Raw genomic sequence first — 22,908 nt, 5'->3', positions numbered from 1 at the left:
AGGCCGACCAGCAGGCGAACCGGAAGAAGAAGGGCTCGAAGGGCGGACGGCCGATCTCCTACGACACCCGACGCTACAAGCAGCGCAACACCGTCGAACGCTGCTTCCAGAAGATCAAGACCTGGCGGGGCCTTGCCACCCGATACGACAAGAGCCCGGAAAGCTACGAAGCCGGACTCCACCTGCGAGGATCGATCATGTGGCTGAAGGCCCTCAACCCAGCCACATGATCCGAACTACGAACCGCTGGCGGCTAGGCGCGCCGCGGCAGGTCGATGCTGACCGAGCCGCCGGCGACGCGGGAGACGCAGAGCGCCATCGCATCATCCAGGCTCTTCTGCCGTCGGCTGAGGAAGACGTCACGATGGTCGAGCCGACCGTCGAGGGCCAGCACGGGAACGACGCAGAGTCCGCAGTCGCCGCGCAGGCAGTCGGTCATCACCTCCGCGCCGATCCTTTCGAGCGCTTCGACGGCACTGACGTCAGGGCCTACTACGGTTTGCAGGCCGAGCCGCGGCACCCGCAGCTCGAAGGGCAGAGAAGGCAGGCTGCCGCCGCTTCCGAAGCTTTCGAAGCGCAGCAGGCCCGCAGGTCGTCCTTGCTCGGTCCACCGCAAGGACGCGATATCCAAACTGGCCAAGCACACCTACCTGCTGGAGAGTTTGTCCGCTCCGGGGCAGGTACTCATCGACAGTGGCCCGACCCGGCTGCCCTATCCGGAATCTGCCGGCGGCGCGAACGACCTCCTCCGGGGATCACCGGCACCCGCCTCGCATTATGCTGCGATCCCGTGCGGTTCTCTGCAGATCTCTGCCATGTGCTGCCGGGTTTTGCGTCGGATCTTCCCCAGATTTTCCCCACTTCAGAGGTCTGATACACGGCACGCGGGCGATGCCGCCACCTGGGAAGTCGAGGGCGGCGCAGGGAGCTGATGCGGACTGTCCGCTGCAGCCCCGGCGCCTTCGACCTGTCCGCGGAACTTCCGCAGAGGGTTGGACGCAAGGCGTCCCTGCGGCCCACGGCTTGAGCTTGCTCGTATCAGGTGCGGTGACGGTCGGCTCGATCTACGCGGGGCGGGCAGGTTGGTCGAGCGTGTTGAGGCTGCGCCAGATGTGCTCGTAGCTCTCTTGCGCGGAGCGAACCCATGCGGGCACTGCGTTCCACTGGACGGTTACCTCCCGCTCACCCCAAGCGACCTGCACGACTCTACGATCTCCGGCGAATTCGAGTACGTGGGCGCGGCGTAGGAACAGCAGGTTTCCGCGCCAAGGTTCGTCCACGCGAAACGTGGCCGAGACCCGGCTGCCGTCCAGTCCGACAAGATCCAGCGTGCCAGGCAGTTGGCGAAGCCCGAACTGGTCGGCAAACTCATACGAAGGCACTGAGAATGCTTGATCGAGCTCTGTCTGCCCCTCGACCGGATAAAAATCAACGCCCAGTTGGGCGACGCTGATCCCCTCGTCGCGCCAGTTGCGGCGCAGAGCAGGGCGGGGCTGGAAGTCCGGATTTTCGTCGTCGTACTTCACCTCGAAGCGCGCGCTCCAGGGCATCTCGCCGGCGAACACGTCCCGGACTGCTGGCAGTTCGGGAAAGAAGTGGTTTCCGGGGTAGTTGATTTCCCCGGCCAGGTCCACAGCTCGCGCAAGATCGCCCGGGTCGAGCAGGATCGTGCGGAAGAACCCGAACACCTTCCTTCCGTCGAGACGGTGCTGCAGGTATCCCTCGACGAGCAGCCATCCGCCGGGGACGCCGTGAATCTCCTCGGGAGCCCAAAGATCAGCCGGGATGTTCACGGAGCCCGTCCGCAGCCAGGTTTGTTCGTTCACCTGACCCGCGGGTGCCCACTCCGGGAGCGGGAAGGGCGGTACAGGCGGGGCCTGGGGAAATGTCGGGTCGATGTCGGGCGAGATGTGTCGCCCCGCGGCGACCCACCAGGCGGGGAGGTTCCCGGCGTCGGCGAGGCGGCCGAGCAGTTCGTGGTAGCCGATCCATCCGTATTTCTTGCCGTAGCGCTCGACCCTTGCGCGTGTCGACGAGAGTTCGCCGCGTTCGGCAATTTGGCGGTCGACGCCGCCGAGGCTCGCCGCGCGCCAGCCGAGGTCCCAGACCCGTGCCATGACTTCGCCGCGGGCGCGGCGGTAGCCCTCGTGTTCGAAGTCGTAGTTGTCTCTGTCCGCGACAGCGAGTCCGATCACGTAGTTCTCGAAGTCAATACCGAAGGTGCTGGCGCACTCCGCGGCGTTCGGATCGTCGTCGTCCATCACCGGCGCGGACGAAGTAGCTTCGAAGGTGAGGGAGAAGGGATCCACGGTTTCCGGTACGGCGCCGGGGTGGTTGGTTCCGGCGAATTCGTAGGCGGACCGGATGTAGCTGCGCAGCATTTCGTGCGACGTAGGGCTGGATCCGGCGGCGAGGTACCGGTCGTGTAGCGCTTCCAGCCAGCCGGACAATGCTTGCTCGAACGCCGATGACGACCGGGATTCGAGAATTTGAACGGATACCAGCTGAGTTCAGCGCCTCGAGCAGGTCCTCGAATCGTTCGACCCTCGTCCCGGGGACTCGCCGCGCCAGATCATCGAGGGTGCCCCCGACGCGCAGCCAACCACCTGGAATGAACACTCCCGAAGTCGGCTCGCCCACCGCCGCCGTTAGCTGAGCGGCAAGGTGCGTCTTGCCCTGCCCGGCCGCAGCGACGATCGCCGTCAACGGAGCTTGCGCATTCGTCTTCGCATCCTCCAACCATTCGAGGATGTCGCGGATGTTCGCTCCGATACCGGTAGCTGCGGGAGCGGCCGAGAGGGCTCGCTTTCTAAGGCTCAAAACGACGGAGCGCAGCACGCGTGGCGTCGTGGCGGGAGGTCGCTGGTCGACGATGCGCTCGAGGGCCTCGATCGGCCTGCGGCTCTTGCCAGCATCCACGATCGCCGCCAGCGCATCGACGAACTGCTCCAGGTCATCGGCGACTGCACCGGCGGTCGCGCGCGCAACCTCATCATCGATCTCTCCGAGGGAGTCACGCAACGCAGCGGCGCGGGTCGCGACGATGCGCACCTGTTCGTCTAGGGCTTCAAACGATGCCGGCCGCAGCAGCGCACGATCGATGCGCTGTTCCACGTGATTCGAGGTGTGCAGCGAGGGTTCCCACCGCGCCTTGACCGGCGCCACAGACCGCTCGTGGACCTTGGCGAGAACGTTCGGTGTGAGCACGAGCTCGCCGAAGAAGGTGGAGCGCAGCTCATCGTGCCCCGCGAGCTGCTCGTCGAAATTCTCCGACGCCCACAGCCTGGTCGTGACGCCTGCTGCCTTGCCGAGGTCATTGATCCACTGCTCGTCGTTCTTCGCGGGACGCATTGGAAGACATAGCACGAAGTCGGTCAGCCCATCGACATTCTCGATCGCCTTGGCGAGAGACTCCTCGATCAGCGTGCGCTGCTTTGCGAAGAACTCGTTCTTGTTGTTGAGGACGAACCACTTGCACGACCATCCCCACACGCGTCCCGCGTCCCCGAGCTCACCGCGATGCTCGACACGGAGGTAGAACTCGACGCCCGGCTGGTTGCGCCGCTCGCGCAGGGCACCGAGCTTGCCGTAGCGGCGAGATACAACTGCTCGCGTGAGTGCCTCGAGGTTGGCGTCGGCGGCGCCCGGGAGCTGTTCCAAGCGAGTGAGATCCAAGGCCATCTCAGCTATCGGCTCCCGTGCGCGGCGTGCCGTCCTCGTTCCACTCGTGACGCGAGAACACTTGAACCCGCGCACCGAGCTGGAGCATTACCTTCAGGAAGCCCTGGATTTCGCTCTCCTCGGTAGCGATGCGAACAATCGTCGCATCGCGTTCAACCGAGTGCTCGAACGCGTAGTTGTCGACGTCGTAGCGACCCATGGTGGGAAGGTTCAATTTGATCAGCTCGTCGACGATTGCCTCGGGCATCCGTTCGACGCTGCTGTGCCAGGCGTCGTCGGACCACTCGGCTTCGGCGAGGGTCTTGAGAGCCTTCATCCGCTCTTCCGCCGCCTCCGCGCCTGAGGCGGTTTCGAACGTGCCGATCAGAACCAGATCCATCGAGTGCTCCGAGCCGTGGCTGTGCCAGATTCTCATACCAACTCCCGTAGGGCTTGCACGGCGTTCAATATGGAGCCCTCGATCAGTGTTCCCGCGCGCGCGTACGCATGAGGACGAAGGACTCCGGTAGCATCGACATGCATGTGAGCATCCAGCGGCAACTCACCCGGAATGGCGTTAGCCACCGGTACCTCAGATTCGAGCCCCGAACGCGAGATCGCGAGCCGCACCGGACACCGGGTGTCGCGCAGCCAGGCCAGCAGGCGCTGCGCGTCCGCGTCGGAGATGCCCGACGTGGCCTTGGTCGGCTGTTCCGGCAGCAGCAACAGCTCAGAGGCCCCGACGCCAACTGCGAACTCGGCCAAGTCATCGAGGTCGCCGACCGTGTCGCCGTTGACGACCACGTTGATGCCGATCGGAGTAATCGATCGCAGCAGATTGGCCGCCAAGACCACGGAGTCGAACGGCCGATGCCGCAGGCGCTCGTACGTTGCCCCGATCCCGTCGACTGACAGGCGCGCGAAGTGGACAGATCCGCGAAGCGCCTCGACCATCCCAGGGGTGAGCCGGTGGCCATGGGTAGTGAAGGTGACCGCCATCGAAGTCGATCTCGCAACGCTGGTGCAGAGCTCGACGAACTGACGGTGCGCGGTCGGCTCACCGCCGCCGAAGCCGATGCCGAGACAGCCCGCGCCGTCCAGTTCGGTCGACCACGCGATAACGCGACCGACGTCGAGAGCGGCGGCAGACTTCGGTGCGTAGCAGTAGGAGCATCGAAGCTCGCAGGCATTGGTCAACGCGATCGAGAGGTATCGAGGCGCCAGGGAGTACCGCTGCGGGGGCACGTCCACCTCATCAAGCAGGACGTTGAGCCCGGATCGACGGTCGAACAGATGTACGCCCGCCTCGGACAAACGAACTTTGCACGTCACTGGCATTATCATGCCACTTCTGTAGCTGGCGCGTGGCGCGATGCGGTGAAGCGGAGCCGCCCATTCGATGGCCTGCCAGGGCACCAGGAACTGCATGTGGCCTGAGTATGAGCGGGCGACAGCCCGCTGCGAACCCCCGCTCTCCCTTAGCGTCATTGGCCGCACTGCCGAACGCATAATGGCCAGATCCGGTGTCGTCTCCGCACCGATGCCGCACGCCGGCTCGCGGTCGGAAGCCCGGCAGCTACCGCACGGACGAGGGAAACCAGGGCACAGAAACCGACCTCGTGCCTCGTGCCGCATTAACTGGTGACCACGGATCAACCGGTGGCCTTACGCGAGCCGCGGGTGGAGGGCGGCCCGCTTCGTGGGCGGGCCGCCTCTCGCGGAGCCCGGGGCCCCACCTATCCGGCCAGCCCCAGATCCTTGATGAGGACTCCCTCGGCGACCACCACCCTGATCAGGTTCGCCATGCTCGGATTCGCGCCGAGGCGGCGCAGGTTCTTCAGGTAGGCCTCGGCGTCGGCCGCGAACGTGCACGCGTGGTACACGGCCGCGAGGAAGACCAGCACGGACGGGTTGATCATCGGAGACTTACCAGCCATCTTCATGCTCCCTCTGCTAGACCGGGCTCAGCCGGATCTGGACCGGGTGAGTGTCTTGTCTAACCCAGGGTCTTCCCAGTTCACACCCGGGCGCAACGGTTTAAGAACTCCAATCAGGTGTAATCTCCATAGCGTGGAGGACATCACCGGGCCGGGAACGATCGACCAGCTCGTCGCCGACGCCCGAACTCGCCAGCACGAGGCGAACCCCCGGCTGATCCGGGACTGGACCCAGGCAGGGCTGCTCGACTACCCCACCCGCCGGCCGGCGGGCAAAGGCCACGGCTCACTTCCCGCGCTCTATGCCGAGGAGCAGCGCAAACTCTTCCTCACCCTGCTCCACCACCGGCCGACCACCCGCATCCGGGGCCTGGCGAAGATCCCCGTCGGCCTGTGGCTCTACTTCGGCGACTCCTACGTCCCGCTGCGCCAGGCTCGGCTGGCGATGACAACCTGGCTCGGCGACAGCCGAACGAGCCTGCGCGGGGCGAGGGAGACCGCGCAGGAAATGCTCCTATCCCTCGACAATCCCGCAGCCAGCGAGGCGGCCCGCCGCCACCTGCGCACGGTGATCAGCGACTCCGCCTACACCGGGAAGGTCGACTTCAGGGAACTGGAGGCCGCCACCCGCGCGGTATTCGAACCCGGCCACCACCGGGTGCGCCGCGCCGTCGGGCACCCGGCCGCACCCCTCCTGGTCGACTCGGTCATCCAGAGCATCAAGGCCCGCGTACACGCCGTGAAGAAGCTCAACGCCGGCGAGATCAGCGACGAGCAGTTCAACCTCGCCCGCCACACCCACCTGGTGAGCTTCGCCGACTACATAGTCCTCCAACCGTTCCTCGCCGCCCAAGCCCCGGCAACCAACCCCGACATGTACGAGCCCGCCACCGCGGAGGCCACGCTCAACCGCGCCTGCGGAGACCTGCTGACCTCACTCGGCCTCGTGAGCATGTTCCCGCAGCGCGCCGCCGAGATCGCCAAGGCGCCCATCCCCAGTTTCAACTGGGCGACGTGATCCCCGCATAGGGGGACCACCGTCACGGCCGCCTCACCCGCCGTCGCCCCACCCCGGACCAAGCCGCGTAGAAATCCAGTTCAGGCACGGGCACTGCATGGCTAGACATCTACCTATTTCCAGATCACTATGAAAGCTCAGGCACGAAAAAAGGCTTTGAGCAGGTGTGATATGGCGATCGCTTCTGGCCAAACAGGACCCCGTAGGACTCGTGGTCTGCCGGGTATGACGGTGGGGCAGTGGTGGGCGCGGTGGTTCCCGGCAGTGGATCTGGCGCCGGGCACGCTGGAGTCGTACGCGCAGCAGTACCGGCGGCATGTCGGTCCGCGTTTCGCGCGGGTGCGGCTGGACGAGGTCGGCGCGCTGGACCTGTCGCAGTTCGCCCGGGGCCTGCGGGAGCGGGGTCTGGCGCCGTCGAGTGTGGGGGTCGTTCGGCGGCGGCGCGCCGGCCAGGGGCAGCCGGTGCGGGCGGGGATCGCCGTGGACCTTCGCACGGTGATGGCGGTGGCGCGGCGGCTGCCTGCGCAGGAGTCGCTGATGGTGGTCGTGGCGGGGTTCACCGGGATGCGGTGGGGGGAGGTGTGCGGGATGCGCACGGGATACCTGCGCCTGCAGCCGGCAGGGCTCGGCGTCGGCGGGGGAGTCTACGAGGTCGATGCGCGGTTTGGCGCGGTGCACGAGGACGTGCACGCCCGCAGGTACTTCGGTCCCCCCCAAGAACGGGTGCGGCCGGACTATCGACCTTCCGGTGTTCCTCGCCGACCTTCTGTCCGAGAGGGTCGAGGCGGTTGGCGGGCGGCCGCTGCTGTTCGCGAACCGGTGTGGTGAGCCGATCCGGCACAGCGACTTCTGGCATGCGTGGCGGGCGGCGTGCGACGGCAGGCTGCCGCGCTACGCCCGCGACGGGAGCCTGCGCGAGCCGGGAACTGGGCCGGTCTACCGCGGGCTGCGCTTCCAGGACCTGCGCCACACGCACAAGACGATTCTGACGGAACTCGCCGTCCCGGAGATCTTGCAAGACGAGCGGCTCGGACACCGCCCGCCCGGCATGCGCCGCGTCTACGACCACACCACCCTGCCGATGCGCGAAGCCATGGCTGACGGGCTTCAGACACTGTGGGAGTCACGACCTGATGCGCGGGACGGGCTTTCCCAGCGGCAAGCTCTGTCCGATCCTTGCCCGGCTCGAGGCGGCCGGGTGGTTGATCAAAGAGTTCGAGCAGGTGGATCCCGCGAGCATCGGATGCCCGGTTCGCGGCAACTATTGGCTGATCGGTAAGGGTGCGAAGGCGGCCCGCGGGAAACTCGCCCTTGTCAACGCCCAGCTACCACCCCACGCCAAGGGCAGTGCCGCCCAGCGACCGGTGGCAGGTCATGACGTGGCCGTGGAGGTCGTTTCCCTCCACGGTGAGATCCATTAGCACGGGGATCGTCTTCGCGGTCGAAGGCTTTTCGCCTTGCCCGGGGAGGAGGGCCGCTCTGACGAGGAAAATTTCGCATCCGCCCCGTGATCGCCACGATCTCAGGCAGCGCTGTCACCGCTGTCAGGCCGTCACGCTGCACGGCTGTGCCTAGCGGGTGAGTAGCGGGAGCGCGGAGAAGGTGTGGTGCTGCCAGATGAGACGGGATGCGTCCTCGGGGTAGGCGGTGGCGACTGGTTCGTCGTCGAAGACCTGGGTGGTGCGTCGGTCGGCGTTGTAGGGCGGCCAGCCGGGATCGCCGGTGGCGGCGAACGCGGTCCACGCGTGGCGCATCCGTTCGCCCAGGACTACCGCCTGTCCGGTGGGTTCGGGACCGAGCAGCATCGGGCCGAGGTGGGCTTCGAAGGTTCCGAAGAGCAGCGGGCCGTCCAGGCCGTGCGGCGCGCCGAAGATGCCGCCGCTGCCGGGCGTGGCCCACGTCAGTTCGTAGAGGTGGGCCCGGCCGCCGCCTGCGGCCTGGGCTTCGGCCAGGTGCAATGTGGGCATGCGGAAGAGCCAGTCCGTCTGCACGAGTTCGTAGAGATCACCGGGTGTGGCGTTCGGGAAGGCCTTGCGGTACGCGTCAGCTCCGTGCGGCTGCGGGGCGAAGGCCTCGAGCGCGGCTTCGGCGTCCTGCTCGCCGATCTTGCCCAGCTGCCCGGCCATGGCGATGAACAGGCGGTATTCGTCCTTCGTATGACCGACGATCAGATCCACATCACGGCCTGCGCCCGCGGAGAGCGCCTGCCACGGATCGGTCGGCAGGATCTCGCCGTCGACGACCGGAGAGAACGGGGTGATCGTGCGAGCGAAGATGCCCCACCGGTGCTCATGGCGCGCCATCGTCGCGGCTGCGGCAGCTCCCGCATCGGGCAACCGCAACGGGTCGATCGCCGCCAGGTCGGCGGCGGTGGGGCGGGTCCCGGCCTCGGCGGCGATGACGGCCGCTACGTCCACGGCGAGTTCGTCCGACAGGAACGTGCCCGGCACGCTCTGCAGGATCGCGCGATGGAACAGGCCCCTGGCGCTCGGCATGGCCAGCAGGGCGGCGATCGAACCGGCTCCGGCCGATTCGCCGAACACGGTGACCTGGTCCGGGTCCCCGCCGAAGGCCGCGATGTTCTCCTGAACCCAGGTGAGGGCTGCCACCTGGTCCAGGAGCCCGCGGTTGGCCGGTGCGCCCTCGATGCGGGCGAAGCCCTCGACACCCAGGCGGTAGTTGAGGCTGACCACCACGACGTTCCCGGCGGACGCGATCCGGCGGGCGTCGTATCCGGGGCTGCCGGAGTAGCCGAGCTTGTAGGCGCCGCCGTGGATCCCGACCATGACCGGCCAGCGGGCGCCCGGATCCGGTTCAGGGCTCCAGACGTTGACCGTCAGCCACTCGTCGCCCTCGGGGAAGGCGGCCGCCGAGTGCTGTGCGCCAGGCGGCAGTTCCTGCGGGCAGGGCGGTCCGAAACAGTATGCCGGCCTGACTCCGTTCCAGGCGCGCGCGGGGTGGGGAGCGGCGAACCGCCTCTCGCCGACCGGCGGCTCGGCGAACGGGATGCCGCGGAAGACGGCGAGACCGTCCTCGCTGCGTCCGCGTACCAGGCCGGCGGTCGTGCGCACCTCGGGCTCGGTCGGATCGGCGAGAGTGGGAGAAGACGGCGTCGTCATGGATCGGAACCTCCCGGATGAAAAACGGACTTGTCGGCTGCGACGGATGGTCAGGGAAGTTGGAGTAGCACCTGAGCGGTGCGCAGAACCCGGTCGGTGTAATCCTGCGGATCGAGCGGGTCCGGCGCCTCGATCAGCCAGTCCTGCAGAAGGCTGCCCCATCCGCCGGTCAGCACCCTGGCGATGTCGTCGGCGGCGCGCTCGTCCAGGCCGTCGCCGTACCTCTCGCGGACTGCGGCCAGGTTGACCGGAAGGAACAGGCTGTGCAGCGCTTTGCTCAGCTCGTACGCGCACGGGCTCAGGAGTAACGCGCGGTAGAAGACCCGGTGCTCGGCCATGTGCCGGGCCACCGCCAACGCCCTGACACGCCCCGAGGCAACGGCGCCGCTGTCCGCGATCTGCGGCAGAACCTCGCGCCGCGCGAGATCGAGCGCCGCCTCCAGCAGCAGCGTCTCGCGGTCCGCGTACTGCTGGTAGACCAGACGCCGACTCACGTCGGCCACCTCGGCGATCTCAGAGACCGGTACGTCGGCCGTGCCCCGCGCGGTGACCACCGCGATCGCGGCACCCATGAGCGCTGCGCGGGACCGGCGAACCCGCCGATCACGGGCCGGGGCCACCGTTGTCGATTCGAACATCACGCCGCCACTTTTGCACGAGTGAGAAATAACGGTCAAGTGTTACTTGGCCTCGAGGCGGGCGCGCCTCGGCTGCCGGCGATCGGGGACCGGCTCGCCAGGTGGAAACTTATTGACACGGCAGCCGAGCGGGTGGATCTTCTTGACCTGCCCGCGGCGATCGCCTGGCGCCGTTCGCGAGTTTCGGCGTCCGGCGCCCGGCCCGGAAAGGCAAGCCGCCGGCCCGTTAGACACTGAGGAGCCCGCACCGTCGACCGCCCGAGCAGAAGGGCCGCGCGTTGGCGGAGTCGGCCACGCGGCCACGCTTTGAGGAGGCATTTGTGAATACGGTTTCTTCTCCACCAGTGCCATGATGCCCCGTGGGCGCCGCCAACTGCTCGGGGCCGGGCCGGATGGAAGTTGAGGTGGATGCCCACGTCCGCGTCGCTTCGGGGCGCGCATGGCCGATGATCAGTGGATGCGCGGCCGGTTCGCCGTATTGAGTCCGTGTTACCTCTTGCGCAACCGAACGCTCTGGTCCTAGCTTGCCTTGTAACCGTTTTCGAAAAGCTCATGCGATGGAGGTCGTGCTGCCGCCGCTCACGTTCGGCGGCCGGAACCGCGTCCCGTTCGTCCTCGGGCTCTACTCCCGGAGAGAGGCGGTCCCGCTTTCGGGACGCGGCCGCTCTCGCCATCACCGGCCCTGCTGCTGCCGGTGAGCCTGCCGCCTGTCCGCGCGGGTGCGCCGCCGCTCCGGCCGGCGAACTCGCGTTGGGCGCCGTCGAGCAACTCCCGCCCCCGGATCGGCCCGGGGACGGCTAAGTAAATGTATTGTTTTCGAGAGGATAGACAGTGACGTCTGCATCTTCGCCTGCCGCAAAGTCGCAGGAGAACAACATCCCGCGGTCGTTCAGCCGCCGGCACATACTGCTCGGCACCGCGGCGGCCACCGTCGCGGGTCTGACCTGGCGGGCCGCACCGGCTCGCGCCGCCACCGCCTCGGCCAGCGGCTATGCGGCGCCCACCCTGACCAGGTCGACCTCGAGCGCCGGGTTCGTTCACCCCGGCCTGTCCGTCAGCGCGGACTCGCTGGAGAACGCGCGCACGCAGGTGCTCGCGGGGGTCGAGCCGTGGGCGTCCTACTACGCGGCCATGACCAGCACCAAGTACGCCTCCCAGACCTTCAGCTCGCAGAACCAGGGCTCGACCCTGGACACGCCCAAGTACTCCGCGTTCAACTCGTCGGGCGTGCAGTCGGAGTTCATCGACGACGCGTTCCGGGCGTACACCCAGGCGATCATGTACTTCGTGACCGGCAACCCCGTCTACCGCGAGAACGCCATGAAGCTGATCCGGATCTGGAGCAACATGGATCCGAACGGCTACGTGGTCTACGCGGACGCGCACATCCACACCGGCGTGCCGCTGATGCGGATGCTGGCGGCCGCCGAGATCATGCGCTATTCGAGCGTGAACGCGGGCACGGACAGCTACGACCTCACGTGGGAGGACGCCGACACGACCAAACTCTCGGACAACCTGGTCGTGCCGCTGACGAACACGTTCCTGTACAGCAACACGTTCTTCATGAACCAGCACAACTACGCGCTCGTCGGCGCGCTCGCCGGCTACATCTTCACCGACAACGCGACGCGCTACCAGGAGGCGGTCGAGTGGTTCTCGGTCAACTCCACCAACACGGACGACGCCACCAACGGCGCGCTCATCAAGATCATGCCGTTGATCGCCAAGAACGACCCGCTCAACACCTTCAAGAAGTCGTTCGTCCAGGTGAACGAGATGTGGCGCGACCAGGCACATGCCTGGGACGACGTCAGCCAGCTCAGCCAGCTGGCGCGCCTGATCGACGTGCAGGGCACGCTCCTGGACCCGGTCAAGGGAACCGTGTCCACCGCGAGCAACGCCGTCTCGCCGTACCGGTTCGGCGACGACCGGCTGCTGCACGGCTCGGAGCAGTTCTTCTCCTACATGCTGGGCAAGGAAATCCCCTGGATCGACGTCACCGGACACGGAGGGGTGCCAGTCCAGGCCTTCCGGGGCCGGATCTTCGACCCGACCAATGAGCTGTACGACGTGTACAAGTACCGGTTCGGTCTCGGCGTCGAAGGGCTCGCGCCGAGCATCACCCAGGTGGCGACGACGCAGGACGACGGCCCGCAGTTCTACTGGGGCACCACCGCGTACAACTTCTGGAACAGCAACCCCGACTGGACCCCGGACGCATGGCTGTCGTTCCCGGCCGCCCTGGCTGGAACGACCCCGCCGACGCAGAGCAGCGCGCTGATCCAGGCCGCCACGCGGTCCGCCGCGATCACCGGCGGGATCTCGATCGGGCAGGACAGCGGCACCAGCTACGTACGGATGACGGCGTGCCCCAAGGGCGTCACGCTCGCGATCCGCACGCTGCTCTACCCGAGCCAGTCCGGCTACAGCCCGGTCGGCGTGCTGCTGCGCACCAACGGCACGGCCACGCTGCAGATCCGCAAGACGATGTCCAGCCAGCCCTACTACTCGCTCACCCTGCCCGACACCCAAGGCGCCTGGCGGTACATCACCTACGACGTGGACAACACCAAGATCCGCGGCGGCTTGGGCAACATCGACATCGCGTACTACACGGTCGTCGGCTCGGGCGGCGTCTACGTGGACATCGAGGCCGTCAACCTCGACGCCGTCAACGAGCTCACGCCCCCGCAGTTCCCCGCGGGAAGCGACACCACCCTGATCGCGATCGTCGGAGAATCCCTCTCGGCCGATCTCGCGGCGACGTACTCCGGAAGCGGCACGGTGACCTACAGCGCGGGCCTCGGCCTGCCGCAGGGGGTCACCCTCGACGCGAGTACCGGCGCGCTCACCTGGACTCCGACCGCAAGCCAGGTAGGAACCAGCCACACTTACGTCGTGGCCTCGGACGGCACGACCGACACGGTGCTGCGCGTCGCGCTCGTGGCCGCCGCCAACCGCACGGACGCCGTGAACGCGGCGCTGGCGGGCTACGACCCGAGCACCGTGTACGTCAGCGCCACGGCGACCGCGGTCAAGACCAAGCAGGCGGCGGCCACGGCCGACATCGCCTCCGCCGACTCCGCCACCTTCGCCGCCGACCTCGTCGCGCTGCAGGAGGCCGTCGCCGGGCTGCAATTGCTCAACCCGCGGCTGGCCGACGGATCCTTCGACTACTGGGGCCTGGCGACCTCCGCGCAGTGGTCGCAGGTCGACATGGCCGCCCTGACCGACGGCGACAACAACACCAACGCCGGCGGCTCGGTCACCACTCCCGACGTCTTCGACTTCGGCATCGGTTTCCGGGTGCAGGCCGACGCGTTCGGGCTCCAGGCGTACTACGACTTCGCCAACCGTTCCCAGGGAGCGAATGTCTACGGAGCCGAGGACGGCAGGAACTGGACGCTGCTGACGTCCCGGGAGACCACGGACACCACGGACGAGGGCTTCGCCATGGAGAAGATCCCGGTGCTGTCCTCGGTACAGGGCAAGGCGTACCGGTTCCTGAAGATCCAGGTCGACAACCCCGGTACTGCGACCGACCCGAACTACCCCGGCATCACGAGCTTTGGCGAGTTCCACATCTACGGCCAGCGCGTCGAGATGTCCACGGCCATGAACTCGGTGTCCGTCTCCTCGAACGACAGCAACTCCGCCATGGCCGAGAACGGCGACACCGTCACCCTCACCATGAGCGCCACCGAAGCCCTGCAGTCCGTCACCGCCACGATCGAGGGGGTCACCGCGCAGGTGACCAGCACCGACAGCGAGCACTGGACAGCCTCGGTGGTGCTGCCCGCCGACGTCGCCTACGGGCGCGCCCTGCAGTTCGAGATCGACTACACGACCGCCGCCGGCGCCACCGGAGGCACGATCATCGCCACGACGGACGGCTCCTCGCTGCAGCTGTGGAACACGAACGCGACGCAGCTGACCATCGAGGAGAGCTGGGTGACCGCGTCCACGCCGCAATACCCCGGAACGGGCACGGCCGCGGCCAACGGGTGGCGCATGTTCGACGGCGACACCACCACCTTCACCGACACGACGACCGCCAACGGATGGGTCACCGTCACGCCCCCGAGCGGAACGGATCTGACGTTCGACGTCGTGCGCATCCGCCCCCGGGCCAACCTGCCCCTGCGCGGCAACGGCGACCTGATCCAGGGGTCCAGCGACGGCGGCAGCACCTGGACGACGCTGGTCACGATCAGCGGCATCACCGTCGGCACGCAGTGGTACGCGTTCGCCCTCGGCTCGTCGACGACACAGCCGATGATCCGGGTCTACGACGGACACGGCGGCCACACCAACCTCGCTGAGGTGCAGCTGTACTCGCTCGGCTAGTCGGAGCGACACACCGGTGATCGGCCCGGCGCGTTGCCCGGCCGATCACCGCGGCGAAGGTGCGGCGAGGAGGCACCGGCCGCGTATTCAACGCCCTCTGCAAGGTGATCGAAGTGGCACAGAGCACAAGTCGGCCTCCGACGCTCGGAGCGGTAGCCCGCATCGCCGGGGTCTCCATCTCGACCGTGTCGAAGGTGCTCAACGGGCGACCCGATGTCGCCCCGGACACGCGGGTGCGCGTGGCCGCGCTGCTGGGCCGAGCGGGATATCCCATCGCGGACGGCCAGGCGGTTCGGCGCCGAGAGACGGGAGGCCTGGTCGAGGTCGTCGCGAACCGGCTCGACGGCCCGACGACGTCGAGGCTTCTGCGAGCCGTGTGCCTGGAGGCGTGCGCCCGCGGGTTCGGCGTCGTCGTGACCGACGTCGAACCAGACGGCGGGCCGTCGGGCCGTCGGCCTCCGCGCCGATGGCTCGAGGCCATGAGCGCCCGAAGCGCCGGTGCGGTCATCAGTCTTCTGCTGGAGTTCTCAGACGCGCAGCTGGCTTACTTCGACGCCCACGCCATCGCGGCGTGTGCCGTTGGGGCCGGGCGGCCGCAGGCTCGGGAGTGCGCGGTGCTCGTGGACGAGCGGACCCGTGGCCATACCGCGGTGCGCCACCTCCTCGACCTCGGCCACACGCGGATCGCCGTGGTCGCCGGACCCGCGAACGTACCGGGGCAGCAGCGGCTGGTCGACGGCTGCATCGATGCGCTGCAGGCCGCTGAGGTCCGGACTGACGACGAGTACGTGCTGCGTATCGGCCGAACCGCCGAGGACTACAGCCGGGCCGCGCTCGGCTTGCTTTCGCTGCGCACCCCGCCCACCGCGATCGCGTTCGCGGACCATTGCGCCGCGCTCGGCGCCTGTGCGGCATTCGCGTCCAAGGGCTTACGCATCCCCGGTGACATATCGGTGATCTGCTGCGATGGGCTGCAGTACGAGCGTGCGAACGCGACCGATCCGCCGCTCACGAGGCTGGTACAGCCGCTCGACGAGATGGCCCGGGCCGCGATGGACCTGATGTCGGCGCACCGGGCGGCCGCGGTCCTCGACGTGCCGGCGCGGCTGGTGGTGCGCGGGTCGACGGCGGCGCCCGGCCGGGCGGCGTAATGCCGACCGGCCGGAGGTGCCGCGTCGCTGATCGGATCTGCGCTCAATATCCGGACTCGAACGGTCCGACCCAGGTTGGCAGCCAGTTCTGAGAACTGGCTCCGTCGATGGTCCACTGCACGACGGTGCTGCCGCTGGTGGTCACGCTGTCGTTGTCCAGGTTCTTCCCGCTCAGGTGGTTCGTCAGCGTGAAGTAACCGTCGCCCGCGGCCGCCGCTTTCCACTGCTGTGCGGTGTCCCCGTTGGCGGTCCACTGCACGACGGCGTGGCCGTTGGTGGTCGAGCTGTCGCTGTCCAGGTTCTTGCCGCTCATCTGGTTGGTCAACGTGTAGTTCCCGCCGCTCAGCGGTATCGCAGCCCACTGTTGCGAGCTGTCGCCGTTGGCGGTCCACTGCACGACGTCGCTGCCGTCGGCGGTCGCGCTGTCGTTGTCCAGATTCAGGCCGCTCATCTGGTTCGTCAGCGTGTATATCCCGTGCGGTAGCGGCCCGGAGTCCAGGGTGTAGGCCAGCGTGCCGAAGCCGAGCTGGTCGAAGCCGCCGCTCGTGCTGCCGTAGTCGCCACCGCCACCCTCGGGGCCGACGAGGGTGGCGTAGGCCGCGGTGTAGGGCGCGGACAGGCCCTTGAGCGCGACGTAGTGGTTGTAGATCAGGGCCCAGCACGGGCGGATGTTCCCGCGGCCGCTGGAGGAGATCGTCGTCTGCGAGTTCAACGTGGCGCAGTCGGTGCCGTCGTACCAGCTGTAGGTGGTGTAGGACACGTCGTTGCCGAGGTTGTACTTGGCCACGTACTCGCACATCTGCAGAACCCGGTTGCTCTCATAGCCGAACAGATCGACGCCCTGGTTCCACGCCATCTGGCAGAACGCGCCGACCAGGGCGACGTCCAGCATGGTGTGCGCCTGGTCGCGCCCGCTCTCCTGGCACTGCGCCAGCCCGCCCGAGTAGGTGAAAGGCGTCAGGTTGTTGATCGATCCGTTGCCGGCGCCGCTGTAGAAGTAGTCGATCGCCTGGTTGACCTTCGCGCTGTCATCGCAGAGTATCCCGATCGCCAGGATCGAGCACATGTTGCACAGGTCCCAGTTCGCCCAGTAGTGGTGAACGCATGCGTCGTTGTGGTTGACGAGGAATTCGTAGTTCACCGGATAGAAGACGTTGAGCATCATGTCCTGGAACGCGGCCAGGTCGAACCCGGAGTAGTCGCGCATGATCTCGGCCGCGTTGGCGAACTGGTAGCCGTACAGGCCGGCCGCCAGGTACCCGTCGGAGCTGCACAGGCTGATGGACTCCAGCGTGGACGCCCAGCCGTTGAGGATGGCTGCCGCGGTGTCCGCGTGCGCGGTGTCGCCGGTGACCTTCCAGTACAGGGCGTTCTGATAGGCCGCGGCGATGTCGTTGTAGGCGGTGCCGTAGTTTTCGCTGCAGCCCGAGCCGCGGACGATGGAGGTCTGCGGGCTCGCCGTCCAGCTACTGGAGGCGTGGGAGTTGCGCGCCAGTCGGTCCCATCCGGCTTTCCACGGTTGGGCCCCGGCGCTGACCTGGGTGGCCATCCGGTCGAAGTCGGCCTGCGTGTGCAGCAGACCGGGGTGGGCGTACGTGGTGGCAGCGGCCGCGGTCGCGCCGACGCGGACAAAGGCCGGGGCGGCGGCCGCAGCGGCGGAGGCGATACCCAGGCCGAGCGTGGCGAGCACGGCGCGTCTGCTGACCGGGGTGGTGGAGGCGGGATCCTCGTGTGGAGGCGTCATCGTTGATCGATCTCCATTCGGATGTGCGTCGGGCCGCCCGGCGCGTGACAGCGATGTCAGCACCTGTAGTCGGGATGGCCCGTTGAAAACGTTTGCTCAATGGTCGAGGTGAGCGCGGTGTTGCGCAATAATCACACGCCCGGCGAAATTTTCGACGATCGTCAGGCAAGCGACCACGCGTGACGGCCGCTTATCTGTATTCATCAGCAGTGAAGCCACAAGCTCGGCATACAGGCGCTGTCGTTCCGGCCCTTGCGCAACCGGCCGCGCACGCCCGAACGTGTGTGTAACCGTTTTCGAAAAGAAGACGGCCGTGAGCCGCCAGAGGGGTATCGGAAGCCCTTGACCGGTACTCCCTGGCGCGGGGGACGGTGAGGGAGGTTTGGGTGGCCTCGCGCACCCGGAGAGCGCTTCAGGCGGCGGTTTCAGTGACTGTGCCCCACTGGCTCCGCTCGCGCGCGGGTACGCGCGCACGCTCCGGGCCCGACCGTCATCGGCTCCGGGGGCCGCGGGGATTTGGAGCACCCCGCGGCCCCCGGAGCCGCCCGATCAGAACCTTCCAGGAGCGCGCTGTCCGGGGTGGTGCCCGCCGATCGTCGGCGGGCACCACCCCGGACGCGTTCGGCGACCCGGACGGGGGCGCCGCACGCTACGCGCGGGCGTGCGGACCAGCGCGTAGCGGTCACTGCGCGCACCTGGGGAGGGGGAGTGCGCGCGAGCTTCGATGCAGCGGTCAGGCTCGTCTGCGGCTCAGGCGACGGGCCTGTACTGCGCAGGCACCGCACCGGAGACGTCGACGCGGCGGGACAGGCGCACCAGTACCGAGTCGAGCTTGCCCAGGTCCATCTCGAGTACGCCGTCCTGCACGTCCCACGCGGGTCTCGGGTCCGCGGCGTCGCCGGCGAACAGGACCTCAACGTGCGCGGGTCCCAGGTCCGGCAGCGGAATCGCGATCCGGTGCACGCCGCCGATCCGCTCCTCCCGGCGCCAGGTGAGCACTTACCAGTCACCGTCGGCGGCCTCAAGGGCGAGGCAGACGAGTCCGTCGTCCCAGGCGGGCAGCCCGAGCGGCCAGCGAGGGATCGCGGTGGGCAGGACGTGCCGGTAGGACTTGTAGACATCCATCGCGCGCTTGACCAGTGCCGCCCGCGCGGGGTCGAGCAGGTCGATTCGGCCGCTCAGGTGCACCCTGCCAAGCAGCGCGCTGGCAAGGGTGAACGTGTTCTCCGCGTCGGTGAACTCAGGCTGCGGATACGCCCACACCGCGCCCTGTTCCGGCGGCACGGCCAAGGGCGCGGCGGCGGCGATCGGGGGCATGAGCCGGTGGTCCTGCTGGTCGGTGAGCGACTGGATCGGCAGCCGTGAGAGCAGCGCCTGGTCCGTGCGGCTGCCGCCGGCCGCGCAGTTCTCGATCGTCAAACCGGGGTGGCGTTCGAGGAGCTTCTCAAGCCACACCAGGTACGCGCGGTTGTGCGAGAGCAGTCCGTCTCCCGCGCTGTCGGAGTTCAGGTCGGTGCCGATGCCCGCGTCGATGTTGTAGTCGAATTTCAGGTATCCGAGGCCGTACCGCGCGATCAGCTCGTCGATCCGCTCGTCCACGAACGCCCGCGCGCTCGCGTTGCCGAAGTCGAGCTGATGCCGGCCCCATTCGGAAACGCGCCGCCAGTCGCGGTGGAAGAACGCCGCCGAGGGCAGCGCGTCCGCGGTCGGGCTGTGCACGCCCACGCACTCCGGTTCCAGCCACAGACCCGGCACCATCCCGAGATCCCGGATCCGGTCGATCACCTCGGCCAGGCCCCGTTCGCCGGGGAAGCGCTTCGCGGACTCGCGCCATGCGCCGATCGAGTCCCACCAGCCCGGCACGCCGCCGGGTCCGGGCTCTGATCCGGGATCGTCGTCGAACCAGCCGGCGTCGATGCAGAACACCTCGGCGCCGGCCGCAGCCGCGGCCTCGACCAGGGGTAGCAGTTTCTCCGTGTCCGGGTCGGCCATCAGGCAGTTCATGAAGTCGTTGAAGACCACCGGCAGCGTCTCGTGGTCCTGATGCGGACGCCGCAGTGCTCTGCGGTGCGCGGTGGCCTGCGCCGCCGCGCCCTCGATCCCGGTGTCGCTGAGCACGACAGTCACCGGCACGGTCGCGAAGGTCTCACCGGGCCCGAGGTAGTGGTGCCACTGGTGTTCGGGATCGCTCGGGCCCGCGACGCTCAGGTAGAGTCCGCCGACCCGGTCGCCGATCTCGAACTGCCAGGCGCCGTTGTGCTCGACCTCCCACAGCAGCACGCGCTCGCCCTCGCCGTACTCGAGCGCGCCCATGGGCAGGTATTCGGAGCTCGACCAGGCGCCCGCCGAGCCGATCGCGATCCGGTTCTTCGTGCCGCGCTGGCCGTAGCGGTGCATGCCGGAGTCGTGCAGGCCGTACCCGGACAGCGGGGCCGCGCGCCAGCGGTGCTCCGCGCTCCACGGGTTGGCCGCCGTCCACAGGCGCGCATCGCTCGTCCACGGCAGTCCCGCGAGCGCGAACGAGGATATGTAGGCGAGCGGCGTCGGCTGCTTCGCGGCCGCGTCCAACGTGAGCTCGTGCCGGAAGCGGAACGCGTCGATCCCGTCGCGGTGCTCGATGATGCTGCGTACGCTCAGCCCGGCCTCGTCGTCCGCCTGCTCGATTTCGAGGCGGTGCACGTCGCCACTTGCGGACTGCCGGTGTGAGCGATAGCGCAGACGCTGGCCCGCGACGCCGTCGACGTGCCGCTTGCCGGCCGTGCCGACCTTCCCGCCGCCGAGCGTCTCGATCCCGACCAGCGCGACGCACCGCTCCTCGCCCTCGCCGCCACCGGCGAAGCTCGAGCGGCCGACGCCCAATTCAGCGATGCGCACCGGCGCGTCGGCAGGCGCCTGCCAATCGATCCAGGCCCGCGTCCCGGCCAGGCGCGTGGTCCGCTCGGCGGCGGGGGCGATCGGATGCACGGGAGGCTCCTTCTTGTGTGTAACCGTTTTCGAAAACATACTATGTGTTGCGCGGCGACGCCAGATGCTCCGCCCGCGGTGAGACTGAGAGGATGGAGCGGTGACAGGTGACCGGAACCACGAGGCGAACGGCGCGAAAGCCCGGCGCAGCACCATCCGTGACGTCGCGGCCCAGGCGGGGGTGTCGGTGGCCACCGTCTCCCGGGTGCTGGCCGGCAGCCATCCTGTCTCCGAGCAGTTGCGCGCCAAGGTGCTGCGGGTGGTGCGGGAGGTGGACTACGTCACCAACGCGCACGCCAAGTCGCTGGCCGGGGCCGGCCAGTTGTCGATCGCGATGCTGATCGGCGACATCACCGGCGCATCGTTCGCGCACGCGGCCAAGGGCGTGGAGCAGGAGGCCGCCTCCCGCGGCAGCCTCACCCTGGTGGGAAGCACGGATCTCGATCCGGCACGGGAGGCGGCCATGGTCAACCTGATGCGCGAGCAGGGCGCGGGCGCGGTAATCCTCATCGGCGGCGCCTCCGACCTCGCCGAACACCAGCAGCGGATGGCCCGCTACGCCAAGTCCCTCAACGCGGCGGGCTCGCACCTGGTCCTCTGCGGGCGCCCGCCGCTGCCTCCCGAGGTTCCGGCGATCACGGTCGACTACGACAACGAGGGCGGCGCCTTCGCGATGACCAGCCACCTGCTCTCGGCCGGGCATCGCAGGATCCTGATCTTGCCGGGCGTCGAGGGCTACACCACCGCCTCGATCCGGCTGGCCGGATACACGCGGGCGCTCGAGGCTTACGGTATGAGCGTCGAGCCGGACCTGGTCGTGCACACCACCTACGAATACGGCGAGGGCGCGCGCGCGGTACGCCAGGCGCTCGAGCGCGGGGTCGAGTTCACTGCGGTCTTCGCCGGCTCGGACGTGGTCGCCGCCGGCGCGCTCGAGGCGCTGCGGTCCGCCGGGCTGCGCGTGCCCGAGGACGTCTCCCTCGCCGGCTACGACGACATCCCGCTCGCGCGGGACCTGACGCCGAAGCTGACCACGGTGCATGTGCCCTACGAGGAGATCGGCCGGTCCGCCGCGCGGCTCGCCCTGGAACGTGAGCCGGGTGTGCGCGGGGAGCACAAGCACGTCGTTCTGGGTACGCACGTGGTCGTGCGGCAGTCGGTGGCCCCGCCGCCGCGCTGACCGAAGCGCCCCCGCCGCTACAACGCGTGCGGTGCGGCGACCGAGGCACGCACCTTCAGGTGCGTGCCGAGCACCACACGATCCTCGGCGCCGGCGCCGAACCGTTCTAGGGCCAGGCGCACCGCCGTGCGCCCCATCTGCTCGTAGGGCACGTGGACCGTCGTCAGCTTGGGGAAGACCGCCCCGGCTGCGGGGACATCGTCGTATCCGACGATCGAGAGGCGGTCGGGCAGGCTGGTCCCGGCCTCGCGCGCGACGTCCATCAGGCCGAGCGCGACCTCGTCGGAGCCGGCGAACACGGCGGTCACCTCCGGGTGTTCGGCCAGCAGTCGCCGCGCCGCCTGCTCGCCGGAGGCGCGCGTGTAGTCCCCGCGGATCACGAGCTTGGGGTCGAACCCGACGCCGTGCGCCTCCAGGGCCCTGCGGTACCCGGCCAGCCGTCCCTCGGCGGTCGAGTAGTGCTCGGCGCCGGGCAGCGCCAGGATCTTGCGGTGCCCGGCGGACAGCAGGTGGCTGACGGCGGCGAAGGCCCCGTTCTCGTTGTCGTACTCGACGACGGTGGCCGGAATCCCCTCCTCCAGAGGCGGTCGCCCGCACAGCACCAGGCGCGAGCCGACTGAGTCGAGCGAGCGGGCGTACCGGGCCGTGCGCACCCGGTAGTACTCCGAGTCCTGGGCCGCGCCGACCAGGATGACGGCGGCCGCGTGCTGGCGGTGCATCAGATCCACCATCCGCAGTTCCTGCTCCGGGTCGCCGTGTGTGGCGCAGATCAGGCTCAGGCGCCCGCGGGCGGCCGCCTCCTGCTCCACGCCGCGCGCCACCGCTGCGAACGAGGGCCCGGTGATGTCCTCGAGGACGATCGCCACCATCTCGATAGCCGTCCCGGACAGCGATCGCGCGTGCGAGTTGACGACGTAGTCGAGGTCGTCGACGGCGCGCAGCACCCGCGCGCGCCGGTCGGCGGAGACCGGCTGGCTGCCGGTCATCACCCGGGAGACCGTCGCCATCGACACCCCCGCCCGGTCCGCAACGTCGCGGATCGTCGCCTGAACCGCCTCCTGGCCGTCCGCCACGCCGCCCTCCTCACGGTGAGCGGGCGCCGGGGCCCGACTCGATCATCGCCTTCATGAAGCGTACCGTGTGACAG

The 22,908-nt window shown here is 68.4% G+C and carries 18 protein-coding genes and 1 pseudogene; 7 read left to right on the top strand and 12 right to left on the bottom strand.

Translation table 11 applies throughout. The features are described from left to right. A pseudogene (locus tag KDK95_RS21390) lies at window positions 1–230 on the top strand (IS5/IS1182 family transposase); the annotation flags it as partial. A gap of 23 nt (window positions 231–253) precedes the next feature. On the opposite strand, the gene KDK95_RS21385 reads toward KDK95_RS21390, so the two are convergent. The 6 genes from KDK95_RS21385 to KDK95_RS21360 form a co-directional block, all read right to left on the bottom strand. Then, entirely contained in the window at window positions 254–640 is a 387-nt protein-coding gene (locus KDK95_RS21385) for a 2Fe-2S iron-sulfur cluster-binding protein (protein WP_212520015.1), read from the bottom strand. A 424-nt stretch (window positions 641–1,064) separates the two neighbouring features. Beyond that, on the bottom strand, window positions 1,065–2,261 hold the full coding sequence (locus KDK95_RS21380; protein WP_212520014.1) for a hypothetical protein: 1,197 nt from the start codon (window positions 2,259–2,261) through the stop codon (window positions 1,065–1,067). Continuing rightward, complete coding sequence (locus KDK95_RS21375) at window positions 2,209–3,681, bottom strand: serine/threonine-protein kinase (protein ID WP_212520013.1); 1,473 nt, start codon at window positions 3,679–3,681, stop codon at window positions 2,209–2,211. Before KDK95_RS21375 ends, KDK95_RS21380 begins: the two co-directional genes overlap by 53 nt. A 1-nt stretch (window position 3,682) precedes the next feature. Then, entirely contained in the window at window positions 3,683–4,060 is a 378-nt protein-coding gene (locus KDK95_RS21370) for a DUF6375 family protein (RefSeq protein ID WP_212520012.1), read from the bottom strand. 32 nt (window positions 4,061–4,092) lie between these two features. Beyond that, a complete protein-coding gene (locus tag KDK95_RS21365) occupies window positions 4,093–5,088 on the bottom strand; it encodes a radical SAM protein (RefSeq protein WP_212520011.1) in 996 nt (331 codons plus the stop codon). A 308-nt stretch (window positions 5,089–5,396) separates the two neighbouring features. Next, window positions 5,397–5,597, bottom strand: a complete 201-nt coding sequence (locus tag KDK95_RS21360; RefSeq protein WP_212520010.1) for a hypothetical protein — start codon at window positions 5,595–5,597, stop codon at window positions 5,397–5,399. Window positions 5,598–5,730: 133 nt separating this feature from the next. Between KDK95_RS21360 and KDK95_RS21355 the strand changes: the two genes are divergently transcribed. The 3 genes from KDK95_RS21355 (at window position 5,731) to KDK95_RS21345 (ending at window position 7,894) form a co-directional block, all read left to right on the top strand. Continuing rightward, window positions 5,731–6,615, top strand: coding sequence for a hypothetical protein (locus tag KDK95_RS21355; protein ID WP_212520009.1), 885 nt, complete (start codon window positions 5,731–5,733; stop codon window positions 6,613–6,615). Window positions 6,616–6,840: 225 nt separating this feature from the next. After that, window positions 6,841–7,443, top strand: coding sequence for a site-specific integrase (locus KDK95_RS21350; protein ID WP_212520008.1), 603 nt, complete (start codon window positions 6,841–6,843; stop codon window positions 7,441–7,443). Continuing rightward, on the top strand, window positions 7,364–7,894 hold the full coding sequence (locus KDK95_RS21345) for a site-specific integrase (protein ID WP_212520007.1): 531 nt from the start codon (window positions 7,364–7,366) through the stop codon (window positions 7,892–7,894). Before KDK95_RS21350 ends, KDK95_RS21345 begins: the two co-directional genes overlap by 80 nt. Before the next feature lie 292 nt (window positions 7,895–8,186). Here the strand turns inward: KDK95_RS21345 and KDK95_RS21340 are convergent, their stop codons facing one another. Both KDK95_RS21340 and KDK95_RS21335 read right to left on the bottom strand, forming a co-directional pair. Further along, window positions 8,187–9,734: a carboxylesterase/lipase family protein gene (locus KDK95_RS21340; protein WP_212520006.1), complete on the bottom strand. Its 1,548-nt coding sequence runs from the start codon at window positions 9,732–9,734 to the stop codon at window positions 8,187–8,189. 50 nt (window positions 9,735–9,784) lie between these two features. Next, the gene (locus KDK95_RS21335; protein ID WP_212520005.1) at window positions 9,785–10,306 is read right to left on the bottom strand and encodes a TetR family transcriptional regulator; all 522 of its coding nucleotides are present in this window, start codon (window positions 10,304–10,306) and stop codon (window positions 9,785–9,787) included. Window positions 10,307–11,203: 897 nt separating this feature from the next. On the opposite strand from KDK95_RS21335, the gene KDK95_RS37455 reads away from it, so the two are divergent. Together KDK95_RS37455 and KDK95_RS37790 are read left to right on the top strand one after the other, a co-directional pair. Further along, a complete protein-coding gene (locus tag KDK95_RS37455; RefSeq protein WP_212520004.1) occupies window positions 11,204–14,722 on the top strand; it encodes an Ig domain-containing protein in 3,519 nt (1,172 codons plus the stop codon). Window positions 14,723–14,781: 59 nt separating this feature from the next. Continuing rightward, on the top strand, window positions 14,782–15,873 hold the full coding sequence (locus KDK95_RS37790) for a LacI family DNA-binding transcriptional regulator (RefSeq protein ID WP_307844534.1): 1,092 nt from the start codon (window positions 14,782–14,784) through the stop codon (window positions 15,871–15,873). A gap of 43 nt (window positions 15,874–15,916) precedes the next feature. On the opposite strand, the gene KDK95_RS21320 is transcribed toward KDK95_RS37790, so the two are convergent. From KDK95_RS21320 to KDK95_RS21310, 3 genes are all read right to left on the bottom strand, one after another. Further along, window positions 15,917–17,617 (bottom strand): RICIN domain-containing protein, encoded by a 1,701-nt coding sequence (locus KDK95_RS21320; RefSeq protein WP_212520002.1) that lies wholly within the window; start codon window positions 17,615–17,617, stop codon window positions 15,917–15,919. A gap of 750 nt (window positions 17,618–18,367) precedes the next feature. After that, window positions 18,368–18,616: a hypothetical protein gene (locus KDK95_RS21315; protein ID WP_212520001.1), complete on the bottom strand. Its 249-nt coding sequence runs from the start codon at window positions 18,614–18,616 to the stop codon at window positions 18,368–18,370. Further along, the gene (locus KDK95_RS21310; protein ID WP_212520000.1) at window positions 18,617–20,581 is read right to left on the bottom strand and encodes a glycoside hydrolase family 36 protein; all 1,965 of its coding nucleotides are present in this window, start codon (window positions 20,579–20,581) and stop codon (window positions 18,617–18,619) included. A gap of 100 nt (window positions 20,582–20,681) precedes the next feature. On the opposite strand from KDK95_RS21310, the gene KDK95_RS21305 reads away from it, so the two are divergent. After that, complete coding sequence (locus KDK95_RS21305; protein WP_212519999.1) at window positions 20,682–21,761, top strand: LacI family DNA-binding transcriptional regulator; 1,080 nt, start codon at window positions 20,682–20,684, stop codon at window positions 21,759–21,761. Between the two features lie 17 nt (window positions 21,762–21,778). On the opposite strand, the gene KDK95_RS21300 is transcribed toward KDK95_RS21305, so the two are convergent. After that, a complete protein-coding gene (locus tag KDK95_RS21300) occupies window positions 21,779–22,834 on the bottom strand; it encodes a LacI family DNA-binding transcriptional regulator (protein ID WP_307844532.1) in 1,056 nt (351 codons plus the stop codon). Between the last annotated feature and the right edge of the window lie 74 nt (window positions 22,835–22,908).

Source organism: Actinospica acidithermotolerans (genome assembly GCF_018139625.1).
GTDB classification, from domain to species: Bacteria; Actinomycetota; Actinomycetes; order Streptomycetales; family Catenulisporaceae; genus Actinospica; species Actinospica acidithermotolerans.
This window is presented reverse-complemented; position numbering and strand designations above follow the sequence as displayed.